This window comes from Staphylococcus sp. HMSC062A01 (genome assembly GCF_001836805.1).
GTDB lineage: Bacteria > Bacillota > Bacilli > Staphylococcales > Staphylococcaceae > Staphylococcus > Staphylococcus haemolyticus.
On the sequence record NZ_KV830598.1, the window covers coordinates 1 to 26495 of the forward strand.

A 26495-nucleotide genomic window follows, 5' to 3' on the forward strand; every position below is an offset into this window, starting at 1 on the left:
TGGACTCATCAGTCCGATTTGACGTAGAGCCTTTATTTTTCAGGTAACGCGAGTTGAAAACTAACTCCAAATTTATCTTGCACCCATGCGAATTCGCGGAATGGTGGCATTGCAGTTTTAGGCATCAATATAGCGCCTTCTTTCTTCAAACCATTAAATAGTCGTTCCATTTCCATGGCATTATCAACAGTTATATATAAAGAAATGGATGGATTCATCGGTAAATCTTCTCCATTATCAGCATCGATTGTCATAAATACTTGTCCATTCAACGTAAATATAGAATGTTGTACTGTTCCAGGAACGCCTGGTCCCTTTTCACCATACTTCACCATAGTTAAAATTTCACTGTTTTCAAATAGACTCGTATATAAATTTACAGCTTCTTCTGCTTGATTATTAAACATTAGAAATGTTGTTATTTTCGGTATTTCCACAATAATTCCCCTCTCTATATTTTTAATACTTATTTTAGACTAATTTTAATTATTTTGAAAAAATTTGAATATTTGATTCTTTTAATCTAAATTTTTGACTTATACTATTTTCAAGTTAAAATTAAACTAAAGTTCAATTGGAGGCTTTCTAATATGATGCATCTTATTATACCGATTTTATCTATGCTTATTGTCTTACTTATCGGATGGGTACTAATTAAAATTTTTATTCGCTAATTTATTGTTTTATATTTTCTTTATTAAAATAAAAACATGGTATATATGACTACTTTTTAACTATATGTGAAAAAGAGTTAGTCATATATACCACGTTTTTAATCTATTATACCTTTTTGCCTTAACGCTTCTTTAGCTTTTTTAAAGAAATCACTCGTATGGATAAATGAATCCATACTCACTTTTGACTGAGTTCCACTCATTTCTCTAATACTATTGTCAATCGACATTATGTTATCCGGGGATTTAAAATCTTCTTCTTTATATAAGAATTCGTTAACATGTTTCATATTGTTATAGAAACGATTGGCCTCACCATCGGTCATCATAATCAATCCCCCTTTTGACATAGCATATTACAAGTTATCTCTCCATTCAACTAAAGTCTGTATATCATTCTCAGAAATTTTTCCTTCTTCACGAGCCACTTCAATTAACTCATTATAATTACTTAGTGTATAAAACGGAACATCAATTTCATTAAACATGTCATCTGCTTTTTTTAAACCATAAGTGAAAATGGCAACGACACCTAAAACATCAGCACCAGCATCCTTTAAAGCTTCAACTGCTGTAATTGAAGATCCACCTGTAGAAATTAAATCTTCTACTACTACCACTTTCTTCCCTTTACTTACTGCTCCTTCAATTTGATTTTGTTTACCATGACTTTTACTTTTAGAGCGAACATAATTCATAGGTAAATTTAACTTTTCAGAGATGTAAGCGGCATGAGGAATACCTGCTGTGGCTGTACCAGAAACAATATCTACATCACCAAATTGTTCAATAATCATTTGACTTAATCCATCACGAATGGCACGTCTCACTTCAGGATAACCTAATGTTACACGGTTATCACAGTAGATAGGAGATTTGATACCTGAACTCCACGTATATAAGTCATTCGGAGATAATGTTACCGCTTCAATATCTAATAAAGATTTTGCTATTTCTTTAGCCATATTAACCTAACCAACTTTCTTTAATAGTATGATAACTTTCCACAGGATTCTCGCTTTGGGTTATTGGTCGCCCAACTACGATATGTGTTGCCCCTAATTGTTTAGCATCTTCAGGTGTAGTAATACGTTTTTGATCATCTACAGCTGCCCCTTGTGGTCTAATACCTGGTGTGACTTTTAAGAAATTAGAACCTAATTTGTTTGTTAGCAATTCTGCTTCAAGTGGAGAACAAACCACACCATCTAAACCTGCTTGTTGTGTTAAAGTAGCATAGTTTAACACTGCTTCTTTAATCGTCGTCTGAATGTTTTGTTCATTACGTAGCATTTCTTCTGTTGTAGATGTTAATTGCGTCACAGCAATGATCTTTGTATCATTACTATATTTATGCAAACCCCTTACTGCAGCTTTCATCATGTCTGTACCTCCAGCTGCATGCACATTAACTAAGTCTACATCTAACTTTCCTAAGCCTTCCATTGCTTTTTCAACTGTGTTTGGAATATCATGTAGCTTCAAATCTAAGAATATGTCATGGCCACGAGATTTAATCGATTTAATCAAATCTGGCCCCGCTTGATAGAATAGTTCCATTCCAATTTTCACGAAAAGTGGTTCATCAAATTGGTCCAAGAATGTATTAACTTTATTTGCTGATTCGAAATCCAATGCTATGATAGGTAAATCTTTCATATTATAGCTCCTTTGAAAACGAACGACTTGGTCGTCATAATCAGTTTAAAAATATTCACTGACATATAACGCCCTTGTCGTTCTCAAGTTGTAAATCTACATAGTTCTCATTGAAAACGTCATACTTTCAATTACATTAGTTAAAGCATTAGCCGTATCTAATGAAGTTAGACATGGCACACCATTCTCAACTGTTGTACGACGAATTTGGAACCCGTCTCTTTCTACTTCTTTACCCTTAGTCATCGTATTAATGACAATTTGTACTTCGCCATTTTGTATACGTGTTAATAAATCATCGTCGCCACCAATTTTGCCTACAACTTCAACTGGAATGTTGTCTTCTTTTAATTTTTCTGCAGTACCTTGAGTTGCTAAAATTTTATAGCCTACTTCATTTAAACGGTGTGCTATTTTAACAATTTCATCTTTATCTTTATCACTTACTGTCATAAGAACAGTACCGTGATCTTTAACTTCTACACCACTACCTGTTAATCCTTTGTAAAGTGCTTTTTCTAAAGTTAAATCTTTACCCATAACTTCACCGGTAGATTTCATTTCTGGTCCCAATGTCACATCAACATTTTTTAGTTTATTAAAACTAAATACTGGTGCTTTAACGAACACACCCTCTGAATAAGGTTGTACACCTTGTTTATAGCCTAAGTCTTTAAAACGAGTACCCATAATAGCTTGCATAGCTAGTTGTGCCATTTGATTATCGGTAATTTTACTTAAGAACGGTACAGTACGACTTGCACGAGGGTTTACTTCTAATACGTAAACACCGTCATGTGCAATAACAAACTGAATATTAATTAGACCAACGATGTTTAACCCTTTTGCTAATTTGATAGTATATTCCTCTAGCGTATCGATATCTTCTTGACTTAACGTTTGAGGCGGATATACAGCTATTGAGTCACCACTATGCACACCAGCACGTTCTATATGTTCCATAATACCTGGAATGATAACTGTTTCTCCATCTGAAATTGCATCGACTTCTATCTCTTTACCTGTTAAGTATCTATCAACTAACACTGGGTGCTCAGGGCTAGCTTTAGCAGCTTGCTCCATATAATTTTCTAATTCTGCATCGCTACTTACAATTTCCATTGCGCGACCACCGAGCACATAAGATGGTCTTACAACTACAGGATAACCAATTTCACGTGCATTCGTTAGTGCCTCCCTTGGAGAAGTTGCAGTCTTACCTTTAGGTTGAGGTACATCAATCGTATGCAATAGCGCTTCGAATTCTTTTCTATCCTCAGCACGATTTAAATCTTCTAAAGACGTACCTAATATTTTGACACCATGTTTAGCTAGTTTATCTGCTAAGTTAATTGCTGTTTGACCACCAAATTGAACTACAACACCTTTAGGTTGTTCTAAATTAATAATGTTCATCACATCTTCTTCAGTTAGCGGTTCAAAGTATAACTTATCTGAAATTGAAAAGTCAGTAGATACTGTTTCAGGGTTATTATTCACGATAATTGCCTCATATCCAGCATTTTGAATTGCCCATACAGCGTGTACAGTAGCATAGTCAAATTCTACCCCTTGTCCAATACGAATAGGACCTGAACCAAGCACTAATATTTTCTCTTTATCAGTTACAATTGACTCATTTTCAGTTTCATATGTGCCATAGTAGTATGGCGTTGTTGATTCAAACTCTGCAGCACAAGTGTCAACCATTTTGTATACTGGTTTAATATTATTATCTTGGCGTAATTGATATACTTCTGATTCTGTCATGCCGAATCGATGTGCAATTACTCTATCACTAAATCCATAATCTTTAGCATATTTAAGATATTCCAAATCTCCTGGGTGATTTTTTAATTCATGTTCAATATTAATGATATTTTGGAATTTATTTAAGAAGAAATAATCGATTTGCGTCATATTGTGTATCTCTTCAAGTGTTGTACCACGTCTAATTGCTTCACCTATAAAGAAGAGTCTTTCATCATCTTGATGACTGATGCGTTCTTTAATATAATCTAAGTCAAAACTCTCTCCATTTGGTAAACCTAAATGATGTACACCGTATTCAAGTGAACGTATCGCTTTTAATAAAGATTCTTCATATGTACGTCCTATAGCCATTACTTCACCAGTGGCTTTCATTTGAGTACCTAATTCACGTTCACCTTTTTCAAATTTATCAAATGGGAATCTTGGAATTTTGGAAATAACATAATCTAGTGTTGGTTCAAAGGCTGCATATGATGTACCTGTAACTGGGTTTAGCATTTCATCCAACGTTAAGCCCACTGCAATCTTCGCTGCTAATTTCGCTATCGGATATCCAGTTGCTTTAGATGCAAGTGCTGATGAACGAGATACACGTGGATTCACTTCAATAATGTAGTAATTAAATGAATGTGGATCTAATGCAAGTTGAACATTACATCCTCCTTCAATACCTAATGCTCTAATAACTTTTAAAGATACATCACGTAACATTTGATATTCAACATCTGATAATGTTTGACTTGGTGCAACTACGATAGAGTCACCTGTATGAATACCTACAGGATCTATATTCTCCATATTACAAACCACAATAGCATTGTCATTTTTATCGCGCATTACTTCATACTCGATTTCTTTGAAACCAGCAATTGACTTTTCAATTAAGCATTGTGTAGCCGGGCTGTAATGCAATCCATTACTCACTACTTCTTTTAATTCTTCATCATTGTAGCATATGCCACCACCTGTACCGCCCATAGTAAATGCTGGACGAACGATGAGTGGATAACCTACTTCATCTTTGAATGCAAATGCTTGTTCAACAGTATTCACAATATCACTTTCAGGAACAGGTACATTCAAATCATTCATTAGTGATCTAAATAGCTCTCTATCTTCTGCTTGTTGAATTGACTTTAATTCTGTACCAAGTAATTTCACATTATTAGCCTCTAATACACCACTATCATGTAATTGAATAGCCATATTTAATCCTGTTTGACCACCTAAAGTTGGTAGCAATGCATCAGGTTGTTCTTTACGTATGATACGTGCAATAAAGTCGTGTGTTAACGGTTCGATATAAACTTTATCTGCAATTTCTTTATCCGTCATAATTGTTGCTGGATTAGAATTTACTAATATGACACGGTAGCCTTCTTCTTTTAAGGCAAGACACGCTTGTGTACCTGCGTAATCAAATTCTGCAGCTTGTCCGATGATAATTGGACCTGATCCAATCACTAGAATCGTTTGTATATCGTCACGTTTAGGCATTTGCTGTTTGCTCCTTTTCTTTAAATTCTTTCATCATAGTCATAAATTCATCGAATAAATAATTTGAGTCACTTGGACCTGGTCTTGCTTCAGGATGGTATTGTACAGAGAATGCTGGCAAGGTTTTATGTCTTAATCCTTCAACTGTACCATCATTAAGTGCAATATGAGTTACTTCTAAGTCAGTATTTACCAATGAATTTTTATCGATAGCATAACCATGGTTTTGACTTGTAATATCTACTTTCCCACTACGTAAGTCTTTTACGGGATGATTAGCGCCACGATGACCGAATTTCATTTTAAATGATGTTGCACCTTGTGATAATGCAAATAATTGGTGTCCTAAGCAAATTCCAAAGAATGGAATTTTACCTAAAATACCTTTAATCATTTCTATTGCAACCTCTACAACATCTGGATCACCAGGACCATTTGATAACATAACACCATCTGGTGACATGGCTAATATTTCTTCAGCAGTGGTGTTATATGGTACTACAGTTACGTTACAGCCACGCATATTTAATTCTCTAACAATATTTTGTTTTTTACCAAAGTCTAATAAGACCACACTCAAATCTGAACCTGTTGAAACATAAGGTGTTTTAGTAGATACTGTTTCCACTTCATCACGAGGTAATTCAGTACTTTTTAATGTGTTAATTAATGAATCAATGCCATCTCGATTATCAGTAAACCCAGCTTTTAAAACACCGTGCTGTCTAATTTTACGTGTGATGCTACGTGTATCTACACCTGAAATGCCAGGTATCTTGTATTGAACAAGCACATCATGTAACGTCTTTTGGTTTCTAAAATTACTAGGATGTGTGCTTGCTTCTTTCACTACTACACCATTCAAAGTTGGTGTTAGTGCTTCGAAGTCATCTCTATTGATACCGTAATTACCGATTAATGGGTATGTGAATGTAATGATTTGACCAGTATATGAAGGGTCTGATATCGTCTCTTGGTATCCAGTCATCGCTGTGTTAAATACAATTTCTCCCACAGATAAATCATTAGATCCTAATTGATACCCTTCATAATAAGTCCCATCTTCTAATACAAGATAACGTCGCTCAAGCATTTATTTATCCTCCTTAAATTTTACTTCGCCTTCTACCATTGTTAAAATTGGATTACCATAAACTTTGTAACCAATGAATGGTGTGTTGTCTGCTTTAGATAAGAAATCTTCACCTTTGATTTCACGTTCTTCATCTAAATTGATAATCGTTAAGTCAGCAAAGCAACCTTGTTCCAATTTGCCATAAGGTAAATCAAATGTTTGTGCTGGTTTAATTGTTAGGTAGTCAACTAATTGTTGTAATGACCAGTCACCATTTTTTACAAAATGCGTGTAAAGTAATGGGAAAGCTGTTTCACTTCCTACTATGCCAAATGGTGCTTTAGTCATTGGCTGTGCTTTCTCTTCTTTAGCATGAGGTGCATGGTCTGTTGCGATACAATCAATTGTGCCATCTAATAATCCTTCTAATAATGCGTCTCTATCTTCTTTACTTCTTAAAGGAGGATTCATTTTATAGATTGCATTATCCCCTGGAACATCATCTTCAGTTAACAGTAAATGATGTGGTGTAACTTCAGCCGTCACATGAATACCTGCTGCTTTAGCATCACGAATAGCTCTGACACTCTCTTTTGTCGATACGTGACATACATGATAATGACAGTTAGCTGCTTCAGCTAATAATACATCTCTCGCTATTTGTACCGCTTCACAAATATTTGGAATACCAGGTATACCAAGTTCTTCACTGCGTTTACCTTGGTGCATAGCACCGCCATAAATTAAACTATTATCTTCACAATGTGCTACAACTGCTTTGTTGACCTTTGCAGCTTGTTGCATTGCTTCATACATCATTGCTGATTCCTGCACACCAACGCCGTCGTCAGTGAAAGCAAACGCACCTTGCTTTGCTAATGCATCAAAGTCAACATGTTCTTTTCCAGCTTGACGCACAGTTATTGAAGCATATGGTAATACACGGACTTGCGCATTATCTTGAATTAATTGTTGTAATCGATCCATATGTTCAACTGAGTCTGGTACTGGGCGTGTATTAGGCATTGGACATACAGTTGTGAATCCTCCACGTGCTGCAGCTTTTGTACCTGTTTCAATTGTCTCCTTATGTTCCCCACCAGGCTCACGTAAATGTACATGAACATCGATTAAACCTGGTGCTACAAAATGACCTTGTGCATCAATTACTTCAACATTTTCATCTACTTCAATGTTATTGTTAATTTCTTTGATGTGCTGACCATCTATTAAAATGGATGCTTGTTTAAGTTCACCGTTATCTAAAATTTGAGCATTTTTAATTAATTTCAATGTTTACGCCTCTTTTCCTGATAATAGTTTATTGATTACTGACATTCTTAAATACATGCCATTAGTCATTTGTTTAAAAATTCGTGCCTTTGGTGCTTCAACTAATTCACTATCGATTTCTACTCCTCTGTTAACTGGTGCAGGGTGCATTACGATTGCTTTATCTTTTAACTTATTGTATCTATTCATTGTTAAACCATATTGTTCATGGTATTCATTTGCCTCGAAATTAGCTTCTCCAGTAATACCATGACGTTCATGTTGAACACGTAATAACATAACAATATCTACTTGGTCGATGACATCATCAATTTGAACATATGGTGCATCTAATGAGTCGTCCACCCATTCATCTGGACTTGAGAACATTACATTTGCGCCTAATGAAGTTAGACTTATGAAATTACTTCGAGCTACACGTGAATTTTTAATATCACCACATATTAAAATGTTTAATCCTTCAAATGAACCGTATTCCTCATAGATTGTCATAATATCTAAAAGACTTTGTGTAGGGTGTTGGCCACTACCATCTCCAGCATTAGCAATTGGAATATTAAGATTTTCTAATTCTTCATAGTATGCATTTTGAGAATGTCTGATTACTAGTAAATCAACACCAATGCTTTCAAGTGTTTTACAGGTATCATACAGTGATTCACCTTTTTGTACTGATGATGTACTTGTTTCAAAATTAACCTCTTTTAGACCTAATTTTTGTTCTGCTACTTCAAAGCTACACTTAGTTCGAGTTGAATTTTCAAAGAATAAATTAGAAACAAACTTCCCTTCGAATTGTGGTAAGGTTTGCTTTCCTGATTTGTAATCACAAGCTGTTTGAATTAAATCGTAAATGTCCTCGTTAGATAAATGTTCCATAGATAATAAGTTATTCATAAAGCGCCTCCTGATAAATAATCCTTGTTAAATTAGTTTTTTGAATCCTGTTTTTCTTTTGGCAAAATTAAATTTAAGATAATACCTGAAAGTGCTGCTAGTGCCATACCTTCGATTTGAAGGTTTACACCTAAACCTTTTAAATTGATGAGTAAGTTACCTATACCTACAACTAAGATGACTGATGCGATTACTAGGTTGCGGTTGCTTGCAAAATCAATGTTACTTTCAACTAACATTCTTAGTCCACTTGCTGCTATAATACCGAACAATAAGATTGACACGCCGCCCATTACCGGTGTCGGTATTGAAGAAATCAACGCTGAGAACTTACCAATAAATGATAAGACAATCGCTATAACCGCTGCACCGCCAATAACATAGATACTGTAAATCTTTGTTATTGCTAGTACACCGATGTTTTCGCCGTATGTTGTGCTTGGTGGACCACCAATAATACTAGCGAACATTGTTGAAACACCATCTCCGATTATTGAGCGATGTAAACCTGGATCCTCGAAGAAGTTTCTACCTACGATTTTGTTGATAACCATTTGGTGACCGATATGCTCACTTACGGTTACGAAAACGATTGGTAACATAACGAGTATTAAACCAAGGTGAATCGATGGCACATAATCTTTAAATGGTAAATAGATATGTGGGAAGTCAATCCAGTTTGCTTTAGCAATATTTGAAAAGTTAACTAACCCCATAAAGATTGAAACAATATAGCCAACAATGATACCAATAAGTACCGGTATAAGTGATAAGAAACCTTTGAAGAACCCTTGCACAATTATTGTTACAAGTAATGTAATAAGCGCGACAACCAGATAGCTTAAATTGTACCCTTTCATATCTCCTGAGTTCTCGTACATTGCCATATTAACTGCTGTTGGTGCTAAACTTAATCCAATTACCATGATTACTGGTCCTACAACTACCGGTGGAAGTAAATGCATTAACCATCCTGTACCACTGATTTTGATTAGGATACCGATGATGACATACATTACGCCACTTGCGAATAGTGCTACTAACATGTCTCCTAAGCTATGTGTGCTTAATCCAGTAATAATTGGTGTGATAAATGCGAAACTTGATCCTAAATATGCTGGAATCTTTGCCTTAGTAATTAATATATAAAGCAATGTTCCTATACCGGATGCAAGTAAAGCAGCTGATATTGGCAAGCCAGTTAGGAATGGCACTAATACTGTAGAACCAAACATTGCAAATAAATGTTGCAAACTCAGTAGCGCCCATTGTGTTGGTTTAGGTTTGTCTTGTACGTCTAACACCGGTTTGACGGTTCGTTCAAACATTTGTTCATTTTCCATCTTTTTTCTTCCTTTCATAAAAAAAGTCTCTTTTACATTTAAATGTAAAGAGACTAAAAAAATCGTAGTAAACATACAGATAAGCACTCATACTTATCGTTATCCGTATCTACGTGACAAAGCATTCAATTATAGTGAGATGGTTATTAATACTGACCATTCTATCATCGTAATCCACACTCACTTTTGAATACTTTACCTTTTTCAGTCTCTCGTACTGATTTAAAAGGTCTTTATTCAATTATTACTGCATTCTGTAAATCTTTTTCGTTTAAATACACTAAAACAGATTCTTCTTTAGAAGTTGGTATGTTTTTCCCTACAAAATCTGCTCTTATTGGTAATTCTCGATGTCCACGATCTACAAGTGCTGCTAAGCCAATTTTAATCGGTCGAGAATGAAGCAAGATTGCATCTAGGGAAGCTCTAACAGTTCTTCCTGTATAAAGTACATCATCAATGATGATGACTACCTTATCGTTAATATCAGCATCAATTTCTATTGCATCTTGAGTGATTTGCTTGTTAGCAATTTCAATATCATCTCGAAAATGTGTAATATCAATTGTACCTGTTGGAACTATTTTTTGTTCAATTTGATTGATTTTGTCTTGTATACGTCTTGCTAAAAATTCGCCTCTCGTTTTAATTCCGAGTAACACAAGATTTTCTGTACCTTTGTTATATTCAAGAACTTCATGTGCCATACGCGTTACAGTACGTTGTATTGCAGCTTCATCCATGATGATTCGCTCAGACATTATCTCACCTCTTAAAATTAAAAACCCTCATGCCTTTTTCAAAGACATGAGGGCAAATTAATATATACGCACATGTAATGTTAGACATTACATGATAAAGCCATTCTAATAAAACAATTCATATATTTCGCTGAATTATTTTAAGAAAGTATATAGAATTATACTCATTGTCTTTGAAGCCTCTCTGGACTCTCTTTTAAAGACACCGATTTCTTTTTTGAACTGTTACTAGCTTAAAACTTTTTGAGCTATAAGTCAATGTAATTTTTTAAAATTATCAATTGTAAATAAATAATACTTTTACTATAGTTAATCGAATTTGTGAAATACTAAAAATTAGACAAACTTTTTCAAAAATACATATTAAAGAATCATTGATTAAATGTGAAATTAGAAAAAATACCCACAAAGCGTTGAAACTTTGCGGGCTACCAAACTATTCTTTTCTTATGCATCTCTTAAGCGAATATCTTCTAAAAGTGTTTCAAATTCTTTAGGTAATTCTGCTTGACGTTCAATGTATTCATGAGTAACAGGGTGTTCAAATCCTATAACACCTGCATGTAATGCTTGTCCACCAATATCAAGTGTTTTTCGTGGACCATACTTTGGATCTCCAACAAGAGGGTAACCAATATATTTCATATGTACACGAATTTGGTGTGTACGCCCCGTCTCTAATTGACATTCAATTAATGTGTAATCATTAAAATGTTCTAAAACATTAAAGTGTGTAACCGCTTCTTTACCGTTATCAACGACATCCATTGATTGTCGATCTTTCTCGTTACGTCCGATAGGCGCATCAATCGTGCCATAATCATGTGGAATATTTCCATGTACTAAAGCGGTATATTTTCTTTTAACGGATTTATCCATTAATTGTTCCACTAACCCTCTATGAGCAATATCATTTTTGGCAACCATTAATAACCCTGAAGTATCTTTATCAATACGATGAACTATACCTGGGCGAATTTTACCATTAATTCCAGATAAATCTTTAATTTGGTACATTAAGCCATTAACTAATGTACCAGAATAATGACCTGGGGATGGATGTACTACCATACCTTTGGGTTTATAAACTATCGCTACATCTTCATCTTCATAATAAATATCTAAATTTAGGTTCTCTGGCTGAATATCGGCTTCGACAACTTCCTTCTCTGTAACAATAATAAGATCATTTAATTTAACTTTATAATTAGACTTAATCACTTTTTCGTTAACTGTAACTAAATCTTCTTTAATCAAATCTTGAATTTGACTTCTAGACCATTCATTATTGAATTCAGGTAATAATTTATCAATACGCTGTCCAACAAGCTCTTGGTTTTCAATTTTAAATTCATGTGTTTTCAAATTATAGTCTCCTATTCTTTTGAATTCGAATCTTTAAGTAAGGCAATGATTATGAACAATACACCTATTGTTAAACTTGAATCCGCAACATTAAATATTGGGAAATCATATCCAAAAATATTAGTATCAGCAAAATCAACTACTTCACCATTAACTAATCGATCAATAAAGTTACCTAATGCACCTGCAAATAGTAAACTTATTGCAACTTGCATAAATAGATTATACTTTGCTTCTTTAATATAAAATAGTACAAGTACGATGAGAATAACTATCGTAATAATATAAAAGAATCCCATTTTACCACTAAGAATTCCCCATGCCGCACCATTGTTTCTATGTGATGTTATGTTTAAAAAATTAGGAATAACTTCATATGAATCACCAATATTCATTGTTGTAGCAATAATCCGTTTTGTGACTTGGTCAATAATTAATATAGCGATTGCTACTATTAAAGATATGGTTATATAATATTTCTTTTTCATTCACGTGCCTCCATTCACACACTACACTTTGACAACACTCTACATTATAGCTTACTCCTCTATATAAAAAAAGCTACAGTTACAAATAGATGATGATATTAGTAACTGTAGTTCATTATGCGTTTTCACTTTGATTTTTCTTAGGATGAATATAATTAAATTCATCTAGTTGGTATTCGTAAACTGTGCGCTTAGTAACTTCATATGGTTTACGATAATTCATATCAAAAACGGTTAACGAGCCATCATGATTAACTTTGTCTACATATGCAACATGACCATGTTGACCTTTTGGATATTGAAGGATTGAACCAACACTTGGATTATCATTAACTTTATATCCTTCTTTGCTTGCTTCATTGCTTGCTTCATTAGCCCAATATTTGGCATCTCCCCATCTATTACTAATCATATTGCCATCTTGTCTAATTCTATCAAACACATAATACGTACATTGGCCTTTAGCATATAAGTTTAATTTCATTGGGTTCTTTTCCCAAAAATGAATTGTCGGTTGCGTCATATCTTGATTATCAATTCCATCATATATCGCTCCACCAGTGAAAAGTACACTTCCTAAAACCATTATAAGTATAAATTTTTTCATTAAATCACACTACTTCTATAAAATTAAATCTAAAATAAAGCCCGTCTGGACCTTTAACATCAATATGCTTTGTTTCGGGATAATAATAATCAATTAAAGCAAGACCATATGTTACGTTATTCATCACACGTTTAGTACTTGATAACCATTGATTAACAGCTAAATGATGATAGTATTGATTTGAAGACATATAGAGTGAAAACTGATCTAAATACGCAGATGGTTCAAGTCCAAAATATCTTAAATAATAAGATTCAACCTCTGACATACGTATCGTTTTAAGTGATAAATTTCCTATTTTAGTGCCTTTAGGAATCCCTTGCCAAGTTTGTTCTGATACATTTGTTAGTAAACGTGGAACATTGATTGCTTCAATATCTAACTTTACATTTTCATTATCGTAGCCCCAGTAATCCATATCATGGTCGACATAAAACTTGTATGCATTCCCCTCTGGATCTTCAAAAAAGAGGGACGTACAAACACTTTGTTCTCCACCATTTACCGGAATTTCAAAGTCTGTCATTTGTACAAGTAAATCGGCTAAATCTGTAATATTAGGAAGCATTATACCTACATAAAATAATCCTGCTTCAGATAAAAGTGGTTCCCTACCATTCATAACTTCATTTAATGTTAAAAAATGATTTGACTGACCTATCTCGTACTGAACAGAATGATTTGTTTCTGTAATAACTTTAAATCCCAATATAGTTTCATAAAATGGTCTTAAGTCTGCTAAATTTCTAACATTTATAGTTATACCATTTACAAAATGTGAATGTTTTGAATGAAACATTATGGCCTCCTAATATTGCATTACTAAATATAACTTACTTCTTTTAATGGATGAAAAATACAATTCAATGAAAATAATACCTACTATTTTATCTTAAAATATATAAAATTTTATCAGTCTTTGTATGTATATTGCAATTTATTAACTTCTAAAGTAGTGCTTTAAAGCAGTGTCTTAGAAATTGGGTTCATTATTACACTTAAGTCGAGATGCTTGCTTAAAATTTTCACAACTATGTTTTATTATTTATTTTAGAACGCCTTACACAAGTGCAGTTGCACTTAATTTTAATAACGCTATACATCTTAATTCAAACAAAAAAAAGAAAAGACAATTTCTATAATATATTCATAGAAATTGCCTTTCTCTCACTAATTATGAAGTTATTAATCGTGGATTATATTCAGCTTAAAATTAATACTAATTTTTCGTCATTTAGGCTTTAATCAAATGATAAATTTTTGATCCAACATATGCACCTATAACTGCTCCTGCAGTCATCGCGATTGTACTAAACAATTGATCACTTTGTGTTGTCGCTTCTTTATCTTTATCTTTATCTGCAAGATTATTCATATGATTAACAAATAATTCCATTACAGATTTATGGATATTAGCCTGTGTAAACTTATAAACAGACCAAGGTAACGTTGGTTCATACTCTTGTAGTGCAATAATAGCTTCATTTGAATCCAAGATGCGTCTAAATTCAAATCTAGCATTACCACCATTATTAGATAATGCTAAATTACCACCTATGATTTTATAAACAATCATATCTTTTGAAGAATCTTGCATGTCACGTTCCATTTTTAAAATAAATTGATTAGTAAATGGCAAACTAATATTAAATTCATTTTCATTTATAGTTCCATTAATTAAATGTAACGTAATATTATTTATAAACTTCGCATATGTTTTTGAGACATCTTCCATTGAATAATTTTCTGGGATTCTAAAGCGTGATATTGCTCTAACATCTTTAATTTGTTCTTTACTATTAGAACTAGATGATTTTTTTGATTTGTTTTGATTTTCATTCATTTCATTTTCTTCATCTAGCGCTTGTTGCACACTTTCTTCATACGTCATCTCTCCAATAGAAATATCAGGATGCGTGCGCTCTGGTTGCGGAATCATATCATGAACTAAACTATTCATAAGTGGGTAGACCATTTGTTTAGGTACTTGTGAAATGAGTTGTACCCAATATTTACTTACCCAAATAGGTATAATTGGTAAATCAACGATTGGTAAACGCTTATTTAGCACTACTGCTGTACGTTGTATTAATTCTTTATAATTCATAATTTCAGGTCCTGTAATATCAAAAGCCTCATTATGTTGTGGTGTTCGCTCTACTAGTAATGTCAGTTTATTAATTACATCATTAATTGAAACTGGTGCTATCATATTGTATGCCCAACTAGGTAATACCATACCAGGCAATCGTTCAACTAAACGTTTTAAAATAGGATAAGAACTTCCCTTAGCCCCAATAATTAATCCAGCTCTTAATGTACTTACAGGTATACCATAAGAACCTAGAATTTTTTCACATTCCAAACGACTACGTAAATGAGCAGATAGTTTATCTTCATTTGGAATTAAACCACTCATAAATACAATATGTTTAACGCCTTGTTTCTTTGCAGCTCTCGCAAAATTATCTGCTAATAAAGCATCCATATCTTCAAAGTTTGCTTGCGTTAACTTGGCGTTTGGCATCATAGAATGGACAAGGTAAATTGCAGTATCTACCCCTTCCATTACTTCTGTTATCTCATCTAAATCAAATAAATCAGCAGCTTTCCAAGTAACATTCTCTTCATTTTCTTTGTTACTAGTATTTCTTGAAATTGCTATAATATCATGATGCATTTTTAATTGATCTTTTAATTGTCCACCAATATAACCAGATGCACCTGTTAATAAGATTTTACTAATGATTTCACCCCTAATTATTAAATAGTCGAATAATCTTGATTTAATAAATATATCTATTTAAATATCCTTTTATTAAAAAGTGAAACATTACATATCGTCATTATTTTTACTTATAAATTATAAATGTAAATACAAAAAGGGAATCGGACTGAATTCTTCTCAAATTCGTTGTCCAACTCCCAACTTGCTTTGCTTGTAGAATTTCTTTGTAGGGGCCTGCCCTCAAGGATGACTAGAACTGAGAAAATTTTGATTTAAGCGTCTTGTCTGTTCAGTCAGCTACAATAAATTGCAAAATAGGATTATTATATTATTTATGTCCTATGTGTTTTCAATAATATATTTATTAAACTAAAGTTTTAACTACTTCTTGGCATCGTGGACATAAGTGTTCTAATTCACCTACTGAACCTAATTCTTCAGTATAGTTCCAACATCTTTCACATTTTTCACCCACTGCATGATCAATTCTAATATCACCATGTTGATAAGCCTCTGCATTGTCTACAGAATCTGAAACTTCAACTTGTGAAACAATGAATAATTGTTGTAAATCTTCAAATTGTTGTAAGAACTCTGCAGCTTTAAAGTTGTCGTTATTACCAATTACAACTTTAGCTTCAAGAGACTTACCAATAATTTTATTATTACGTGCAACTTCTAACGCACGGTTTACATCATCACGTAATGCCATGAATTGATTCCATTTGTCAAGCAATGCTTGATCAACTTCAACTACCTTAGGCATGTCAGCTAAATGAACACTTTCTTCTTTTACATGTGGTGTGTGTGTCCAAACTTCTTCAGCTGTGTGAACTAAAATAGGTGCTAATAATTTAGTCATATCAACTAAGATTTGGTATAGAACAGTTTGCATACTACGACGTTTATGCGCATTTTTCTCTTCAATATAAAGAATATCTTTACCGTAATCTAAGTAGAAATTACTCAATTCAACATTAATAAAGTTTTGTACTTCTTGATAAATATTTAAATAATCAAAGTTATCATAATGTTCAATTGTGCTAGCAGTAAACTCACGTAAACGATTTAGTAAATAACGATCGACTTCAAGTAATTTTGCTTCAGGAATTGCATCAGTATCAGGATTATAATCGTTAATATTACCAAGCATAAATCTTAAAGTATTTCTAATTTTACGATATACATCAGAAGTTTGTTTTAAGATTTCATCCGAAATACGAACGTCTGCTAAATAATCAGTACTGCTTACCCATAAACGTGCAATGTCAGCACCTTTTTGTTTTACAACTTGGTCAGGAACAATAACATTACCTAGTGATTTACTCATTTTCTTACCTTCACCGTCCATTACAAAGCCGTGTGATAATAAGAATTTATAAGGCGCTTGACCACTAGTTGCTACAGCAGTTGTAATTGAAGAATTAAACCAACCACGATATTGGTCACTGCCTTCAAAGTATAGATCAGCTGGGAAACTTAATTCTGGACGATTTTCTAATACACCACGATGTGATGAACCAGAGTCAAACCAAACATCCATAATGTCCATTTCTTTTGTAAAGGTACCATTTGGACTACCAGGGTGTGTAAAGCCTTCAGGTAATAAGTCTTTTGCTTCTCTTTCAAACCAAATATTTGAACCATACTCTTCAAACAAATCAGCTACGTGGTTAACTGTTTCTTTCGTCATAATGATATCGCCATTCTCGGCATAGAATACAGGTAATGGAACTCCCCAAACACGTTGACGAGAAATAACCCATTCTCCACGATCACGGATCATATTGTAAATACGTGTTTTACCCCAATCCACTTTGAAATCTGTTTCTTCAATAGCATCTAAAATATCTTGTCTTACTTTATTAATAGAGGCAAACCATTGTGGTGTAGCACGGAAGATAACTGGTTTCTTAGTACGCCAATCATGAGGGTAACTATGTGTAATAAAGTTTAGTTTTAATAAAGCGTCTTTTTCAGTTAATAAATCAGTAACTGCTTTGTTAGCTTTATCATAAAACATACCTTCAAATTGTCCACCTTCTTCAGTAAACACACCTTTATCATCTAAAGGACTAATAACTGGTAAATCATATTTTTGACCAACGATATAATCATCTTCACCATGACCAGGAGCGGTATGAACACAACCTGTACCAGCATCAGTTGTAACATGATTACCATTAATTACAAGTGAGATTCTATCTAAGAAAGGATGTTGTGCTTCAACATACTCTAACTCTTTACCTGTAAATTCTTTTTCTAATTGAATGGCATCTTTATCCCATTTTAAAGATTCTGCTACATCTTCAGATAATGCTTGTGCGATAATATATTTCTTGCCATTCACATTATATTGACCATATTTTAAATCAGGATGAACTGTAATCGCTACGTTAGATGGAATAGTCCATGGAGTAGTTGTCCAAATAATGAATTGAGCATCCTCATCTACTACACCTTTAGTATCTTTCACGTCAAATGCTACATGGATAGATGCTGAACGCTTATCATGATATTCAATTTCAGCTTCAGCTAAAGATGATTCACTTGACGGTGACCAATAAACTGGTTTCTTACCTTTATAAATTAATCCTTTATCCGCCATCTCACCAAACAAACGAATTTGAGCAGCTTCATATTCAGGTTTAAGCGTGATATAAGGATCATTAAAGTCTCCTCGTACACCAAGACGTTTGAAATCTTTCTTTTGTAATTCGATTTGTTCTAACGCAAATTCCTTACATTTTTCTCTAAATTCAGCAATTGACATTTTTTTGCGATCTACGCCCTTTTTAGTCAAAGCTTGTTCAATTGGTAAGCCATGTGTATCCCAACCTGGAACGTATGGTGCGTAAAAACCTTGCATCGTTTTATAACGTACAATAATATCCTTAATAATTTTGTTTAACGCATGCCCCATATGCAAATTACCATTAGCATACGGTGGTCCATCATGTAAGATGTAAGATTGGTTACCTTTATTTTTTTCTAATGCTTTTTGGTATTGATTGTTAGCTTCCCATTGTTCTTGGATTTGCGGTTCTTTATTTGGCAATCCACCACGCATAGGAAAGTCAGTCTTTGGCATTAATAAAGTATCTTTATAGTTCATAATTGATTTCACTCCTTAAATGTAAAAAGAACTCTAAGTTCAATTAAAAAGGGACGGAATTACCGCGGTACCACCCTTGTTAACTCAACTTAGAGTTCTCTCATATATATTATAACTTTGTAAAAATCAGTGATATAAGAGATAGACTTTTATTAGGCTTTCACCAACCCTAATTCGCTGTAAAAAGTTTATTATCTCCTACTTGTCTGACTTATTTTATAACAATTATTTATTTGATGTTGATTCGCTTTGACTCACGCTTGATTGTGAAGTAACGTTCTCACTTGTACTAGTTGCGCCACTTGTACTTAGTGAATCTGTTGTACTGTTATTATTTTCGCTTGCAAGCACACTTTCAGATTGTTGAGATTGAGCGCTAAGTTGCTCTTCAGGTGTAATATCTTCGCTATTTAAATGTTGGAAATTTTCTTGTGTAACTTTTTCTGCATCGATATCATAGTTTAATAAATAATCCCAATCATCATTTTTAAGTAAATCTAATTGAGCTTCGACTAGCATGCGGAAACGTGATCTGAATATTTTAGATTGACGTTTCATATCTTCAGTTTGGAATGATAAATGACGTGCTTTTTCGATAGCGTCATTAACAATTAAATCTGCTTGTGCTTGAGCTTTACTGATAACAGCTTCAGCTTCTTTATTAGCAGCCAATTTAGTCTCTTCTCCAGCTTGTTGAGCTTGAACAAGGGCATCACTTACTGATTGATGAACTTGTTGATAAGATTTAATATTAGTATCTCTCTCTTCAATTACTTTTTCAAGTTGTTTTTTTTCTTCTTTTAAACGTTCAATTTCATTACTTAATTGATTTAAATAATCACTTACTTCAGCTGGTTCTAAACCATTTTTCACTTTTGTAAATTCTTTATTTTTAATTTCACTAGGTGTAAAAGGCATCCTACATCCTCCTTAAATCAACATTAAATTGACTTATATTTATTACTTAAATAGCGTTCGATAATTTATGTGTATTTTGTCTTTTTTAGTCCTACCACCTATATCAATGATTTGAGCTCTTCCAAATCCTTGAATAGATAATAAATCATTAGTTTGAACTTGAAAATCTGGTGAATCAATAATTGTGTGATTAACTTTCACACGCTTCTTTTCAATTAGTTGTTTCGCTATTGTTCGAGATTTATGAATCATTTCCTTTAAAACGACGTCTAATCTCAATGCACTTACAGTACTACCTTGAATTTTCCAATTCTCTACTGATTGTATCATATCTTTAAATGGAATAGAATTAAGTTTAACTGTAGCACCTTTTATCTTTGTTAATTCCAACATAATATATGATTCTAATTGCTTTGTCAAAACAAATTGAATACTGTCACCGACAATAATATCACCAACTTGTTCCCTTTCTATTCCTAATGACATAAGTGTTCCTAGGACATGTTGATGTTGTATATTAACAAACTTCTCTGGATAGTTGATTTGAATTAATACTTCTTCAAAGTCAGCTTCCCCAGGTTCAAAATAATTAGGTGCAATGATACCTCGTTTTCTCTCTGCGTTATCTCCACCAAAAAAAGTCACTTCCATATCTTCATAACTGCCTGTTATGACTTCAAGTATATATTGTCCTCTCGGATCGAGAAAGTTTGTCAGAATTGGCGCATACTGCTGTTCAACTTGATCACACTTATCTATTAATTGATCTATTAACCCTTGCTCTTCGTCTCTAAAATGCTGATAAATATCGATTATCTTACACCTCTCTGATTCTAAATTAAATGATAAAAGAGGTTGAAACAACCTCATGTATTGTCTCAGCCTCTTAAAAGCCATATATTATTACATTAAATGAACTATTACCATATTAAAGATACTTCTTAACCCAGCTTGGAATAATACAAGTACAAACAAAGCTACAAGTGAAGAAATATCAATCATTCCTATTGGTGGAATAATCTTTCTAAATGGTTCTAAAAATGGTTCATATAATTTACCTAGTATTTCACCGAACTTAGATTCTCTAATATTAGGTACCCAAGATGTAAAGAAATAAATAATCATTCCAAAGTAATATATTTGAACTAGAAAAATTATAAAATTAAAAATGGTAGCTAGTAAACCTACATCCATATAACGTTCTCCTTATTCGTAGTGTTGCGATTCCATTTGTTCAATATGATCTGTAATACTTCCCGCAACTTCTACATTATCAGGTGTACAAAGGAATATGTCAGTACCTACACGTTGAATATCTCCACCAATTGCATAAACTGTTCCACTTAAAAAATCAATAATGCGTTTAGCTGAAATTTTATCAATACGTTGTAAATTCACTAAAGTAGCACGGCGGTTTTTTAATTCATCCGCGATATCTTGTGTATCTGAAAATACTCGTGGTTCGAATAAGCACATTTTTGAACTTTCATAACCACTATAACTTTGAGACGTTTGATTCATTGTAACAACATTTTTGCCGTTTGACTTTGATGACGGTTGATTCATACGCACATTCCTTTCTTCTGAGTTATAATTTCTTGTTGATTTCTTTTGTGGTACTGTTTTCAATTTACTTTGATTACTATATAAACGTTCTGATTGTTGCGGTTGATTCTGTTGAACATTGTTTGTTTCATTCTCTTCATTCTGAACTACACGACGTTGTCGCTCTTCAGGGCTTTCAACTTCTTCTTCATCATCCATTAGAAAAAAATTATTAAATAAATCTTTAATAGCCACGGGGCTCACTCCTATTCTCCTACAAGTTTAGTCCCAATTCTTATAAATGAAGCACCTTCTTCTACAGCAATTGCATAATCATTACTCATTCCCATAGATAAATAGTCACACGGTGCATAATCTAAATTAAGTTTTTTGATTTCATCTCGTTTTACTCGTAATTGTTTAAATAACTGTCGAATATATGTGGTGTCTTCTGTATAAGGTGCCATTGTCATTAATCCGACAATTTTTATTTTATCATATTGTTCAATTTGTTCTATAAAGTGATTAACTTCATTCAAAGCAATACCATGTTTAGATTCTTCTCCTGAGACATTGACTTGTATGAAGCAGGCAATCTCATGATCCGCTCTTTTATTAATTTCCTTAGCTAAACTAAGTCTATCTAGTGCATGTAGGTAATCAATTTCGTTTATGACTTCTTTTACTTTTCTAGATTGTAAAGAACCTATAAAGTGCATAGTAACATCGTTAGGCAACGCAGATTTCTTCTCTAAAAAGCCTTCTAATCTATTTTCACCAAAATGTCTAAGTCCAGCATCATAAGCTTCTTTAGCACGGTCTATTGTAACATATTTTGTTACTGCAATCACGTTTGGCAAGGTAGACGCTTCACTATTTTTAAAGTGTGATTGTATTTCACTTTCTATATTTCTTAAATTTTGTTTTACATCCATATTCTACTCAACCTCTTCACCATTTGTTAAGTTTAATTGTCATTAATAAATACATATATATTTAAATATTTATTATTTATATAACTAATCTAATCAGATTATTTTTGGCCTATAAAAGCCAACATTCTACCTGTTTGACCTTTTTCAACTCGATATGAAAAGAAAAGTGATAAATCCTCTGATGTAGCATAATCAGTTATATATATATTGTCGAATGGTACACCATAATGATTAAGTAATAGTGCATTAGCACGTTTTAAATCAATACCATGTCGATTCTCTCCACGAGTTTCAATATAATCTTTTACATTAATCGGTAATGTGTCAAACTTCGCTTTAATATCATCATTAATTTCATATGTAGTTGATGTAGATGGTCCAATTACAATCTTTAGATCATTATAATCAAAATCAATTTGCTTTAACATTTCACTAACAATTTGACCATATGTACCTCGCCAGCCAGCATGTGCTAATCCTACATAGTGATGTTTTTCACTATAGAAATAAACTGGTACACAATCAGCGTAACACATCGTTAATAACGTATCAGGTTCATATGTATAAATCCCATCAATACCATACATATCATCTGTTAATGTATCGATGTTAGTTCCACGATGACTTTGCGAAATTTCCATTACTCGATTTTCATGAGTTTGAATTGGAAATACCCATTGTGCTCTTTCAAACCCAATCGCGTCCGCCAACATTTCTTGGTGTTTAGTAATATTTTCAGGATTATCATCCACATATCTTGCCATATTGAATGATGATTCTGGATATAGACTATAGCCACCTTCTCTTGTAGTGAATCCTAATTTGACATACTTCAAGTCTTGAGATTCATATTTCAAGTGATGGGGATACTTTACAAATTTCTCTGACACGAGATCAAACCACCTTAATTAAAAGTTTTATTTTTGTCGATTTCTAAAAAGCTTACTCTAAAATTGAATATAGATATATTATATAACAATCTTCACTTTGCTTGAAAGTAAATAAAAAGGGAGCGAACATGAATCCACAAGTGAATTCGCCGTTCTACTCCCAATTAGGAATGATTAAGACGATATATACACTTAACCATACAACGAAATATAGACAAAACTTATTTTCAATTAACGTCTAGTTCTTCTAGAACGTCTTTCTTCTCTATTTCTGATAAAGCTAGGAATATCGTCATCTTTAGTAGTATGATTTCTTTCTGATACACTTTCAGAAGAACGAGAGCTTGATGAGCTTTGTGAGAATGATTCTTCTCTTGGCGTACTTGCTTGTGTTGAAGTGCTTGAAGTTGCACTTGTTCCGAAACCAGTACTTGAAGCTTTACGTCCTTGTGAAGTTGGTTTATCTTCAAAACCAGTAGCAATTACAGTTACTACAATTTCATCTTGTAGTTCAGGATTGATAACTGTACCAAAGATCATATTTACATCTTCATCTGCAGCATCTTGCACGATGTCAGCCGCTTCTTGAGCTTCAAATAATGATAGCGATTCCCCACCAGTGATGTTCATTAACACACCTTGAGCACCAACGATTGAAGTTTCAAGTAATGGTGATGAAATTGCTTTTTTAGCTGCTTCAACTGCTCTGTTCTCTCCAGAAGAGACACCAATACCCATTAAAGCAGAACCTTGGTTAGACATAATTGTTTTAACGTCAGCAAAGTCTAAGTTTACTTCACCTGATACAGCGATTAAGTCAGAGATACCTTGAACACCTTGACGTAATACATTATCTGCTTCTTTAAATGCTTCCATCATTGGAGTTGATTTATCAACTATATCTAATAAGCGATCGTTAGGGATAACAATTAGTGTATCAACTGCTGCTTTCATAGATTCAACACCAGCTGCTGCTTGAGTTGAACGTTTACGTCCTTCAAAACCGAATGGACGTGTTACTACACCAACAGTCAATGCTCCCATTTCTTTAGCAATCTTAGCTACTACTGGTGCAGCACCTGTACCAGTACCGCCACCCATACCAGCAGTTACGAATACCATATCTGCACCTTGGATTGCATCTTCAATTTGTTCACGTGACTCTTCAGCTGCTTTCTTACCAATTTCTGGATTTGCACCAGCACCAAGTCCGCGTGTTAATTTCTCACCAATTTGGATCTTAGATTCTGCTTTAGATAAGTTTAAAGCTTGTCCGTCTGTATTAATTGCAATAAATTCTACATTGTTCATGCCATGGTCAATCATACGGTTAACAGCGTTGTTACCACCGCCACCTACACCGATGACTTTTAATGTCGCTAAATGATTAAATCCTTGTTCAAATTCTAACATTTATATATCCTCCTAGTCTTTTTGGCCCATCATTCAAATAAAGATTTCATAAGTTTTTTAAATTTGCCCTCTTCTTTTTGAGGTTGCTCTTGATCATCATAATGTTCTGTCGTATCGCGATGACTTTCATTGCTATCATACTTATCATAGTCGTCTACTTTATCTGTTCTTTCATGTGGTTCGTTGTAGTCTTCTTCATAAGTATCTTCATGTTTATTTGACTTACGTTTAAACCAGTCAAATCCACCTGATTTAGAAGTATGTTCTCTCTCGTTATCTTCAATAACTTCTTCTTCAAACTCATCATTATCTTGATAACTCATTGTAACATAATCGAGCAACTCATCAAAAGTGATGCTACTAGATATAGTAGAAATAGCTGATGTGAATTCTGGCTTTCTGATACCCATTTGTGACGGTGTATGAACTCTAATCTTTTCATTTACCATCGTATTAAGTAATTCTTTAACTCCTAATAAGTTTGAAGAACCGCCAGTTACAATGAAACCACCGTTCACTCTAGTTAACCCTAAGTCAACTAATACATCAAACACCTCATCAAAGATATCTTGCATTGTTCTCTCAATTACAGCACTTAAATCTTTTTGAGTATATTCAACTAATTCATCACTGTCTACTTGATCTACACTAAATACATCTTGATCTGATGCAGAATTAGCATAAGCATGACCATATTGATGTTTAATCTTTTCAGCCGTTTCATATGTAGTATTTAGTTCTTCAGCAATATCATCTGTAATATCGCGACCCGCTAATTCAATTGAATCAGCGTCTACTAATTCTCCACGCTCATAAAAGGCAATTTGAGTTAAATCTTCACCAATATCTATTACACATGCGCCTAATTCTTTTTCAGTAGCTGTAAGAATTGATCCGTAATTATAAGCATCTGAATAAACATCTAAAACATCTACGCCACATGATTCTACACATTTAATCATGTTGATTAAGATAGATTTATGAATTGCAATAACTCCTGCTTCAACTCTTAATGAGTGTCTAGCAATCAATTCTTTAGGGTCTGATACTTCATTATCCCCATCCACAATAAAACGAATAGGGAATACATCAATTACATCAGTATCCGCTACATCATTTTTTTGACGAATACCTTCTAGCACTTCTTCAATGTGTGTGCCGTTTATTTCAGTATCTTCATAAAAATCAATTTCATTTGCTTCATCATATACTTCAGTACCTATGATAGGTAATTTTAAGAAAACTTCTTTAATGTCTACACCTGATGCGATAGAAGCTTTTTTAATTGTATCTTTAACTGCTTGTTTAGCAACGTCGAAATCATCAATTAATCCGTTCTTGATACCGCTAGTGTAGGTTTGTCCTGTACCTATCACATTTATTCCATTGTGAAATTTTTCGCCTACTATTGTTTTTACACTTGATGAACCAATATCTATGCTTACATAGTAATGTTCCTCCATAGATAGGCACCTCCTGACAAATTACTATTAAAATACACTATGTTTAGTTTACAATA

General features: G+C 33.4%; 24 protein-coding genes. All 24 read right to left on the reverse strand.

All coding sequences use genetic code 11. The features are described from left to right. Positions 1-32: 32 nt before the first annotated feature. Positions 33-437 (reverse strand): VOC family protein, encoded by a 405-nt coding sequence (locus HMPREF2715_RS00005; RefSeq protein WP_070839108.1) that lies wholly within the window; start codon positions 435-437, stop codon positions 33-35. Positions 438-772: 335 nt separating this feature from the next. Continuing rightward, positions 773-1003 (reverse strand): hypothetical protein, encoded by a 231-nt coding sequence (locus HMPREF2715_RS00010; RefSeq protein ID WP_070440686.1) that lies wholly within the window; start codon positions 1001-1003, stop codon positions 773-775. Positions 1004-1030: 27 nt separating this feature from the next. Then, positions 1031-1639 carry an orotate phosphoribosyltransferase gene (pyrE, locus tag HMPREF2715_RS00015; protein WP_053024667.1) on the reverse strand — a complete coding sequence of 203 codons (609 nt, stop codon included), beginning with the start codon at positions 1637-1639 and terminating at the stop codon, positions 1031-1033. Position 1640: 1 nt separating this feature from the next. Continuing rightward, entirely contained in the window at positions 1641-2333 is a 693-nt protein-coding gene (pyrF, locus tag HMPREF2715_RS00020) for an orotidine-5'-phosphate decarboxylase (protein ID WP_070440683.1), read from the reverse strand. Positions 2334-2429: 96 nt separating this feature from the next. Further along, the gene (carB, locus tag HMPREF2715_RS00025) at positions 2430-5603 is read right to left on the reverse strand and encodes a carbamoyl-phosphate synthase large subunit (RefSeq protein ID WP_070839111.1); all 3174 of its coding nucleotides are present in this window, start codon (positions 5601-5603) and stop codon (positions 2430-2432) included. Continuing rightward, the gene (locus HMPREF2715_RS00030; protein ID WP_037552349.1) at positions 5596-6696 is read right to left on the reverse strand and encodes a carbamoyl phosphate synthase small subunit; all 1101 of its coding nucleotides are present in this window, start codon (positions 6694-6696) and stop codon (positions 5596-5598) included. The genes carB and HMPREF2715_RS00030 overlap by 8 nt, the downstream gene beginning before the upstream one ends. Further along, positions 6697-7971 carry a dihydroorotase gene (locus HMPREF2715_RS00035; RefSeq protein WP_070582067.1) on the reverse strand — a complete coding sequence of 425 codons (1275 nt, stop codon included), beginning with the start codon at positions 7969-7971 and terminating at the stop codon, positions 6697-6699. A 3-nt stretch (positions 7972-7974) separates the two neighbouring features. After that, positions 7975-8868 (reverse strand): aspartate carbamoyltransferase catalytic subunit, encoded by an 894-nt coding sequence (locus tag HMPREF2715_RS00040; protein ID WP_070440671.1) that lies wholly within the window; start codon positions 8866-8868, stop codon positions 7975-7977. 32 nt (positions 8869-8900) lie between these two features. Continuing rightward, positions 8901-10211 carry a uracil-xanthine permease family protein gene (locus HMPREF2715_RS00045; RefSeq protein WP_037552357.1) on the reverse strand — a complete coding sequence of 437 codons (1311 nt, stop codon included), beginning with the start codon at positions 10209-10211 and terminating at the stop codon, positions 8901-8903. A gap of 233 nt (positions 10212-10444) precedes the next feature. Next, positions 10445-10972 (reverse strand): bifunctional pyr operon transcriptional regulator/uracil phosphoribosyltransferase PyrR, encoded by a 528-nt coding sequence (gene pyrR / locus HMPREF2715_RS00050; RefSeq protein WP_070582066.1) that lies wholly within the window; start codon positions 10970-10972, stop codon positions 10445-10447. Between the two features lie 447 nt (positions 10973-11419). Beyond that, positions 11420-12337: an RluA family pseudouridine synthase gene (locus HMPREF2715_RS00055; RefSeq protein WP_070582065.1), complete on the reverse strand. Its 918-nt coding sequence runs from the start codon at positions 12335-12337 to the stop codon at positions 11420-11422. A gap of 11 nt (positions 12338-12348) precedes the next feature. Beyond that, positions 12349-12825 carry a signal peptidase II gene (lspA, locus tag HMPREF2715_RS00060; RefSeq protein WP_070582064.1) on the reverse strand — a complete coding sequence of 159 codons (477 nt, stop codon included), beginning with the start codon at positions 12823-12825 and terminating at the stop codon, positions 12349-12351. 115 nt (positions 12826-12940) lie between these two features. After that, positions 12941-13432, reverse strand: coding sequence for a CHAP domain-containing protein (locus HMPREF2715_RS00065; RefSeq protein ID WP_070839113.1), 492 nt, complete (start codon positions 13430-13432; stop codon positions 12941-12943). 4 nt (positions 13433-13436) lie between these two features. Beyond that, on the reverse strand, positions 13437-14231 hold the full coding sequence (locus tag HMPREF2715_RS00070) for a VOC family protein (RefSeq protein WP_070678610.1): 795 nt from the start codon (positions 14229-14231) through the stop codon (positions 13437-13439). Positions 14232-14666: 435 nt separating this feature from the next. Further along, positions 14667-16178 carry an NmrA family NAD(P)-binding protein gene (locus HMPREF2715_RS00075; protein ID WP_070582062.1) on the reverse strand — a complete coding sequence of 504 codons (1512 nt, stop codon included), beginning with the start codon at positions 16176-16178 and terminating at the stop codon, positions 14667-14669. Between the two features lie 346 nt (positions 16179-16524). Then, the gene (ileS, locus tag HMPREF2715_RS00080; protein WP_070839116.1) at positions 16525-19275 is read right to left on the reverse strand and encodes an isoleucine--tRNA ligase; all 2751 of its coding nucleotides are present in this window, start codon (positions 19273-19275) and stop codon (positions 16525-16527) included. 225 nt (positions 19276-19500) lie between these two features. Next, the gene (locus tag HMPREF2715_RS00085; protein WP_070582060.1) at positions 19501-20193 is read right to left on the reverse strand and encodes a DivIVA domain-containing protein; all 693 of its coding nucleotides are present in this window, start codon (positions 20191-20193) and stop codon (positions 19501-19503) included. 42 nt (positions 20194-20235) lie between these two features. After that, complete coding sequence (locus tag HMPREF2715_RS00090) at positions 20236-21063, reverse strand: YlmH family RNA-binding protein (RefSeq protein WP_070582059.1); 828 nt, start codon at positions 21061-21063, stop codon at positions 20236-20238. 33 nt (positions 21064-21096) lie between these two features. Continuing rightward, a complete protein-coding gene (locus HMPREF2715_RS00095) occupies positions 21097-21387 on the reverse strand; it encodes a YggT family protein (RefSeq protein WP_070582058.1) in 291 nt (96 codons plus the stop codon). A gap of 12 nt (positions 21388-21399) precedes the next feature. Further along, positions 21400-21993 carry a cell division protein SepF gene (locus HMPREF2715_RS00100; RefSeq protein ID WP_070582057.1) on the reverse strand — a complete coding sequence of 198 codons (594 nt, stop codon included), beginning with the start codon at positions 21991-21993 and terminating at the stop codon, positions 21400-21402. Between the two features lie 11 nt (positions 21994-22004). After that, the gene (locus HMPREF2715_RS00105) at positions 22005-22673 is read right to left on the reverse strand and encodes a YggS family pyridoxal phosphate-dependent enzyme (protein WP_070582056.1); all 669 of its coding nucleotides are present in this window, start codon (positions 22671-22673) and stop codon (positions 22005-22007) included. 98 nt (positions 22674-22771) lie between these two features. Beyond that, complete coding sequence (gene pgeF, locus HMPREF2715_RS00110; RefSeq protein WP_070582055.1) at positions 22772-23563, reverse strand: peptidoglycan editing factor PgeF; 792 nt, start codon at positions 23561-23563, stop codon at positions 22772-22774. Positions 23564-23794: 231 nt separating this feature from the next. After that, entirely contained in the window at positions 23795-24976 is a 1182-nt protein-coding gene (ftsZ, locus tag HMPREF2715_RS00115) for a cell division protein FtsZ (protein WP_070440641.1), read from the reverse strand. 29 nt (positions 24977-25005) lie between these two features. Continuing rightward, a complete protein-coding gene (gene ftsA, locus HMPREF2715_RS00120) occupies positions 25006-26439 on the reverse strand; it encodes a cell division protein FtsA (protein WP_070582054.1) in 1434 nt (477 codons plus the stop codon). Positions 26440-26495: the final 56 nt, after the last annotated feature.

Excerpts from the sequence above, each read along its gene's own strand:
- HMPREF2715_RS00010 (WP_070440686.1), bottom strand. The coding sequence starts at position 1,003 with ATGATGACCGATGGTGAGGCCAATCGTTTCTATAACAATATGAAACAT.
- pyrE (WP_053024667.1), bottom strand. The coding sequence starts at position 1,639 with ATGGCTAAAGAAATAGCAAAATCTTTATTAGATATTGAAGCGGTAACA.
- pyrF (WP_070440683.1), bottom strand. The coding sequence starts at position 2,333 with ATGAAAGATTTACCTATCATAGCATTGGATTTCGAATCAGCAAATAAA.
- carB (WP_070839111.1), bottom strand. The coding sequence starts at position 5,603 with ATGCCTAAACGTGACGATATACAAACGATTCTAGTGATTGGATCAGGT.
- HMPREF2715_RS00030 (WP_037552349.1), bottom strand. The coding sequence starts at position 6,696 with ATGCTTGAGCGACGTTATCTTGTATTAGAAGATGGGACTTATTATGAA.
- HMPREF2715_RS00040 (WP_070440671.1), bottom strand. The coding sequence starts at position 8,868 with ATGAATAACTTATTATCTATGGAACATTTATCTAACGAGGACATTTAC.
- HMPREF2715_RS00045 (WP_037552357.1), bottom strand. The coding sequence starts at position 10,211 with ATGGAAAATGAACAAATGTTTGAACGAACCGTCAAACCGGTGTTAGAC.
- pyrR (WP_070582066.1), bottom strand. The coding sequence starts at position 10,972 with ATGTCTGAGCGAATCATCATGGATGAAGCTGCAATACAACGTACTGTA.
- lspA (WP_070582064.1), bottom strand. The coding sequence starts at position 12,825 with ATGAAAAAGAAATATTATATAACCATATCTTTAATAGTAGCAATCGCT.
- HMPREF2715_RS00065 (WP_070839113.1), bottom strand. The coding sequence starts at position 13,432 with ATGAAAAAATTTATACTTATAATGGTTTTAGGAAGTGTACTTTTCACT.
- HMPREF2715_RS00070 (WP_070678610.1), bottom strand. The coding sequence starts at position 14,231 with ATGTTTCATTCAAAACATTCACATTTTGTAAATGGTATAACTATAAAT.
- ileS (WP_070839116.1), bottom strand. The coding sequence starts at position 19,275 with ATGAACTATAAAGATACTTTATTAATGCCAAAGACTGACTTTCCTATG.
- HMPREF2715_RS00085 (WP_070582060.1), bottom strand. The coding sequence starts at position 20,193 with ATGCCTTTTACACCTAGTGAAATTAAAAATAAAGAATTTACAAAAGTG.
- HMPREF2715_RS00090 (WP_070582059.1), bottom strand. The coding sequence starts at position 21,063 with ATGAGGTTGTTTCAACCTCTTTTATCATTTAATTTAGAATCAGAGAGG.
- HMPREF2715_RS00095 (WP_070582058.1), bottom strand. The coding sequence starts at position 21,387 with ATGGATGTAGGTTTACTAGCTACCATTTTTAATTTTATAATTTTTCTA.
- HMPREF2715_RS00105 (WP_070582056.1), bottom strand. The coding sequence starts at position 22,673 with ATGGATGTAAAACAAAATTTAAGAAATATAGAAAGTGAAATACAATCA.
- ftsZ (WP_070440641.1), bottom strand. The coding sequence starts at position 24,976 with ATGTTAGAATTTGAACAAGGATTTAATCATTTAGCGACATTAAAAGTC.
- ftsA (WP_070582054.1), bottom strand. The coding sequence starts at position 26,439 with ATGGAGGAACATTACTATGTAAGCATAGATATTGGTTCATCAAGTGTA.